6 protein-coding genes and 1 pseudogene are annotated in these 5,257 nt (G+C 66.9%); 4 read left to right on the top strand and 3 right to left on the bottom strand.

What is annotated here, in order from left to right; genetic code table 11:
• On the top strand, positions 1 to 640 hold a 640-nt coding region (locus tag KZA10_RS07585; protein ID WP_218682556.1), incomplete at its 5' end, for a Dyp-type peroxidase.
• A 4-nt stretch (positions 641 to 644) separates the two neighbouring features.
• Here the strand turns inward: KZA10_RS07585 and KZA10_RS07580 are convergent.
• Both KZA10_RS07580 and KZA10_RS07575 read right to left on the bottom strand, forming a co-directional pair.
• Positions 645 to 1,514 carry a serine hydrolase gene (locus KZA10_RS07580; protein WP_218682555.1) on the bottom strand — a complete coding sequence of 290 codons (870 nt, stop codon included), beginning with the start codon at positions 1,512 to 1,514 and terminating at the stop codon, positions 645 to 647.
• A gap of 23 nt (positions 1,515 to 1,537) precedes the next feature.
• Positions 1,538 to 2,668, bottom strand: a complete 1,131-nt coding sequence (locus tag KZA10_RS07575) for an acyltransferase family protein (RefSeq protein ID WP_218682554.1) — start codon at positions 2,666 to 2,668, stop codon at positions 1,538 to 1,540.
• 137 nt (positions 2,669 to 2,805) lie between these two features.
• On the opposite strand from KZA10_RS07575, the gene KZA10_RS07570 reads away from it, so the two are divergent.
• From KZA10_RS07570 to KZA10_RS07560, 3 genes are all read left to right on the top strand, one after another.
• Positions 2,806 to 3,924 carry an LLM class flavin-dependent oxidoreductase gene (locus tag KZA10_RS07570; RefSeq protein WP_374196554.1) on the top strand — a complete coding sequence of 373 codons (1,119 nt, stop codon included), beginning with the start codon at positions 2,806 to 2,808 and terminating at the stop codon, positions 3,922 to 3,924.
• A complete protein-coding gene (locus tag KZA10_RS07565; RefSeq protein ID WP_218682553.1) occupies positions 3,843 to 4,646 on the top strand; it encodes a hypothetical protein in 804 nt (267 codons plus the stop codon). Before KZA10_RS07570 ends, KZA10_RS07565 begins: the two co-directional genes overlap by 82 nt.
• 187 nt (positions 4,647 to 4,833) lie before the next feature.
• Positions 4,834 to 5,148: a hypothetical protein gene (locus KZA10_RS07560; protein WP_218682557.1), complete on the top strand. Its 315-nt coding sequence runs from the start codon at positions 4,834 to 4,836 to the stop codon at positions 5,146 to 5,148.
• Here the strand turns inward: KZA10_RS07560 and KZA10_RS18700 are convergent.
• Positions 5,088 to 5,257, bottom strand: a pseudogene (locus KZA10_RS18700) (Fe-S cluster assembly protein SufB); the annotation flags it as partial. The gene KZA10_RS07560 and the pseudogene KZA10_RS18700 sit on opposite strands and share 61 nt — an antisense overlap.

Raw genomic sequence — 5,257 nt, 5'->3', positions numbered from 1 at the left:
CTTCGGGCGCGCACGCCTGCGCTGGTCGCAGCTCGGGTTCGGCAAGACCTCCCGCACCACAGCGGCGCAGGCGACGCCGCGCAACCTCTTCGGGTTCAAGGACGGCACGGCGAACATCCTGGCCGACGACACCGAAGCGCTCGCCGACCACGTCTGGGTGTCCTCGAACGACGAGCCGGCGTGGCTGGCCGGCGGCTCGTATCTCGTGGCGAGGAAGATCGCCATGCTCATCGAGACCTGGGATCGTGTTCGTCTCTCCGAGCAGGACAACATCATCGGTCGCGACAAAGGCGAGGGGGCGCCGCTCTCGGGCGGGGACGAGTTCACCGCCCCGGTCTTCGACTCCACCGCGATCGATGCGAACAGCCACGTGAGCCTCGCGCATCCCGATCAGAACGACGGCATCCGCATCCTCCGCCGGGGCTACAACTACGTCGACGGGAACAATGCGCTCGGCCGGCTCGACGCCGGACTCTTCTTCCTGTCCTATCAGCGCGACCCTGCGCAGTTCATCTCGTTGCAGCGGCGGCTCTCGACCGACCTGATGAACGAGTACATCCGCCACGTCGGCTCCGGGATCTGGGCTGTGCCGGCGGGGGCGAAGCCGGGATCCTTCGTGGGCGAGGCCCTGTTCGCCTGACGGGTCAAGACGCGCGGGTGAGCGTCTCGACCGCGAAGGCGGCGATGTCGTCGGCGCCGAAGTGGTCGTCGGCGGTGATCGTGACCACAGCGTCGTCGAGGAAGATCAGCAGCTGACCGTGGGCGCCGTGTAGTCGCCAGGCCCGGCCGGGGCCGCCCCATCCCGCGAGAGCGTATCTCTCATAGATCGCACCTTCGCCGGCGGCGCCCCAGTTGCTGTGCATCTGGTCGATCCACCCGGAAGCGACCAGCCGGCGCCCCTCCCATACGCCGCGATCGCGGATCAGCAGGCCGAGACGGGAAAGTTCCTCCGTGCGCAGAGGAAGGCCGCCCCCGGCGACGATGCGACCGCGGGGGCTGCGCTCCCACTCCACGTCGTCGATGCCGAGCGGAGCGAACAGACGGGGGACCAGATAGTCGCCCACGTCGCCCACGCGTGCGGCCAGGGCGGCCATCGCGGTGTAGGTGCTCGCATTGGAGTACTGGAACGTCCGTCCGCGCGATGGCCGCCGCAGGAACTCGCGTGCGAGGTCGAGCCAGTCGGTCATCATCGTCTCGGACCAGGGCAGGTCGACGCCGCTCGTCATCGAGAGCAGGTGCCGCAGAGTGACCTCGTCGTTGCCCTCTCCGAGCTCGAAGCCGGGAAGATACGTCGACACGGGTTCGTCGAGGGACACGGCGCCATCGTCCGCGGCCATCCCCGCGGCGAGCACGCAGACGCCTTTCGCGATGGAGTGGACGTCTTCGCGCACATCGGCGGTCCACCGGTGCTGGGCGGTGTCGGACGCCACGCGCACATGCAGACCGTGGGCGACGAATCCCGAGGACTCCACCTGTTCGACGATGCGGTCTCGGACGGTCTGCGCGCGGGTCACGCTCTCGAGGTTATCGCCCGCCTCTAGCGCGGTCGCCGCGATCCGGTCGGGTCATTCCTGCGGCCCTCCTTGGAGGCGAGCTCCGGATCGGCGAACAGCCAGCCCGGCCGCGGTTCGACCAGCGGGCGGAACACCCGTCTCACCGGTCTCGTCGCCAACGCGAGCGCGATCACGACCGACAGGATGGTCACGAGCGGGAGCCAGATCCAGGTGGGCTCCAGGTCGCGCAGGATCCCGCTCTCCCGGAACGGGTAGAGCACGAACGAGTGCAGCAGGAACACGTACATCGTGTACTGACCGAACGTCGTCCACCAGTGCGCGCCTCGGGGGACCAGGCAGAAGAAGGCGGCGCTGAGGATGACGGCGAGCAGCATCAGGAGGATACGGACACCGCCGGCCCACCACTGCTCACCACCGAGGTCCGCATAGGAGTCCTCATAGAAGAGCCAATGGCGCAGGTCGATGGCCTGCCACACGGGAAGCCAGTTCCAGGCGGCCCAGCCGATCGCCGCGAAGATCGCGACGCTACCGGCGCGCAGCCACCACGGACGGAAGTCGAGGAGTCTGAACCTGTCGACGATGTCGTGCTCGCGAAGCCACCAGCCGAGTGTGAAGAACGGCAGCAGACCCAGGGTGCGCGAGAGCGAGAAGGTGCTGTCGATGTTGGGCAGGTAGCCCACGCCGACCGAGATCACGATGGTCCACAGCAGGGGCCAGCGCAGCAGGGCGAGGTAGGGGAGCACGAGTCGGAAGATGCCGAGGGCGAGCAGGAACCACAGCGTCCAGCTCGGCCGGGTGAGGTTCGGGTCGGCCTGGCCTTCCACGAACCATTTCGTGAGCGTCCAGAGCGTCTCGAAGATGACGTAGGGGAGGATGATGTCGGTGATCACCCTGGCCATCTGCGTCTTGGTGGGGGAGCCGGACTTCGAGAAGTAGCCCGAGATGATCGCGAACGCCGGCATGTGGAACGCGTACAGCGCCAGGTAGAAGGCGAAGGCGATGTCGGAGTCGTAGATGAGGCGCTGGATGGCATGACCGAGGACGACGAGGACGATGCAGACGTAGCGGGCGTTGTCCCAGAACGGCACGCGCCTGCGCTTGCGGGGAACCGATCCTGTGGGGGGACCAGCGATGTCGGCGCCGGCACTGCTCATCGTTCGAGGGTACAGGCCGGGAATAAAGTTGCTGTGAGCGCGTTGACACAGATACATTCAAATGAATAGAAGCGGATGCGAGTCGTCCGGTTCGGAGACACGGAGCAATCATGAGCGAGCAGTCAGGCGCGCAGGCGATGCAGTTCGGCATCATGTCGGTCAGCGACATCACCCGCGATCCCACCACGGGGATCACCCCGAGCGAGCAGGAGCGCATCAAGGCCACGACGGCGATCGCGGTGCACGCGGAAGAGGTCGGGCTCGACGTCTTCGCGATCGGCGAGCACCACAATCCGCCTTTCTGGTCCTCCAGCCCCACGACCTTCCTCGCGGCCCTGGCCTCGCAGACCGAGCGTCTGATCGTGTCCACCTCCACGACGCTCATCACCACGAACGACCCGGTGCGCATCGCCGAGGAGTACGCGATGCTCCAGCACGTGTCCGACGGTCGCATGGACCTCATGCTCGGTCGTGGCAACACCGGCCCGGTGTATCCGTGGTTCGGCCAGGATATCCGCCAGGGACTGCCGCTCGCCATCGAGAACTACGCGTTGCTGCACAAGCTGTGGCGTGAGGACGTCGTCGACTGGGAGGGCAAGTTCCGCACGCCACTGCAGGGCTTCACCTCGACCCCGCGTCCGCTCGACGGCATCGCACCGTTCGTGTGGCACGGCTCGATCCGCACGCCCGAGATCGCCGAGCAGGCGGCCTACTACGGCGACGGCTTCTTCGCGAACAACATCTTCTGGCCGAAGGAGCACTACCAGCGTCTGATCGAGCTGTACCGTCAGCGCTACGCGCACTACGGACACGGCACGCCCGAGCAGGCGATCGTCGGGCTCGGCGGTCAGGTGTTCATGGCAACGAAGTCGCAGGACGCCGTGAACCAGTTCCGGCCGTACTTCGACAACGCACCTGTCTACGGTCACGGTCCGAGCATGGAGGACTTCACCGAGATGACGCCCCTGACGGTGGGATCACCGCAGCAGGTCATCGACCGCTACGCCGCCATGCGCGAGCACTACGGCGACTACCAGCGTCAGCTGTTCCTCATCGACCACGCCGGTCTGCCGCTGAAGACGGTGCTCGAGCAGCTCGACATCCTCGGTTCGGAGGTCGTTCCGGTGCTCCGCAAGGAGCTGGCATCCGCCTCGACGGCAGCACCGCCGAAGAGGTGCGCGCGAACTTCGACTACACGGCCGCCGCGCGCGATGCGGTCGCTCCGGTGCAGCAGGGAGCACCCGAGCACATCGTGACGAACGACGGGGCCGATGTGCTCCGCGTTCCCGCCGCGACCGATGACGAAGCGGTGTACGGCTACGACGTGCGGGTCCGCGATGCGGTCACGGGCGCCGAGGCGCTGCCGATCAGGGCCGGGGCGAAGGTGCTCGCCGACTTCCAGATCGCGCCGCGCCCGAGCGTGCTCGAGATCCCGCTCGCCATCCGCAACGGCCGACAGGCCGATGCTCCGCTCCTCACCCTCACGAAGGGGACGAGCTACATCGCCGAGGTCACCGCGGTCGACATGTACGGCAACCGCTCCGAGAAGACCTCGGTCGCATTCATCGCCGGCGAGGTGCCGGACACCACGCGCCCGCAGGTCACGCTCGTCAGTCCGGCGTCGGCCGGCCCCTCGAAGTCCATCGACATCCGGGTCGATGCGACCGGCAACATCTCGAAGACCTCGACCTTCGATGTCGTCGTCGACGCCACAGCCCCCACGGTGACCGTGAAGACCGGCGGCTCGTTCACGGTCGGCGATGCAGCGGGATATGACAAGGTCAGCTTCAAGCTCAACGATGCCGGCAAGGTCGACCGGATCGCGCTCAACGGCGTCGAGAAGGATCTGACGAACAACGCCTGGTCCGACCTCAACTTCGTGAAGCCGGGGACCTTCGGCGGGGTGAAGGGCGAGAACACGCTTCTCGTCTACGACGTCGCCGGCAATGTCACGACGGTGGAGTTCGTGCTGCGCTGACATGCAGAGGTGGGGCCCTGTGGTGAGGCGAGGCCGTGTCCTCTCGCACCGCAGGGCCTCCCGGCGTCCGCCGGAGGACCGGTGCATGCTCCGAGTCTTCCTGCACGACCAGAAGGTTCGAAAAGTTCTCGACAGTTCGTGCTTTCGTGGCGGGGAGCAGGGCCGGGAGAGGTCTAGCGTTGCGCGGATGAACCTCTCCGAGCACGTCCACGTCACCTGGGCTCTTCACGTCGAGATGTCGGTGACCGATCGGCCTGACCTCACCCGGGTCATCGGTGTGCCGCGCGACGCGCCCTCCTATTGGATCGTGGAGGCCTACCGGCTGAGCCTCGGGCTCGAGCCCGAGACGCCCGACTCTGAAGACGGGCCCGACCACTCGCCCCTCATCGATCTCGTGTCCTGGAGGGGCAACACGCAGCGGGTGTCGATCCCCGGCGTCGCTGACGTGGTCGACGTGACGATCAGCGGACCGTTCGAGACCAGTTCACGGATCTGGTGGTAGACGACCTCGGACTCGTACTGCGCCGCGACGCCGGCCACGAGGCGCTGACGCTCGGCCTCGGGGATGCCGAGTCGCTCGTAGGTCTCACGGATCTCGGCGGGAAGGTCTT

It is taken from the genome of Microbacterium sp. BF1 (assembly GCF_019279095.1).
In the GTDB taxonomy this organism is placed as follows: Bacteria; Actinomycetota; Actinomycetes; order Actinomycetales; family Microbacteriaceae; genus Microbacterium; species Microbacterium maritypicum.
This window is presented reverse-complemented; position numbering and strand designations above follow the sequence as displayed.

What these genes read in the sequence shown, in the direction of transcription:
- KZA10_RS07570 (WP_374196554.1), top strand. Translation starts at nt 2,806, where the DNA reads ATGCAGTTCGGCATCATGTCGGTCAGCGACATCACCCGCGATCCCACC.
- KZA10_RS07560 (WP_218682557.1), top strand. Translation starts at nt 4,834, where the DNA reads ATGAACCTCTCCGAGCACGTCCACGTCACCTGGGCTCTTCACGTCGAG.
- KZA10_RS07575 (WP_218682554.1), bottom strand. Translation starts at nt 2,668, where the DNA reads ATGAGCAGTGCCGGCGCCGACATCGCTGGTCCCCCCACAGGATCGGTT.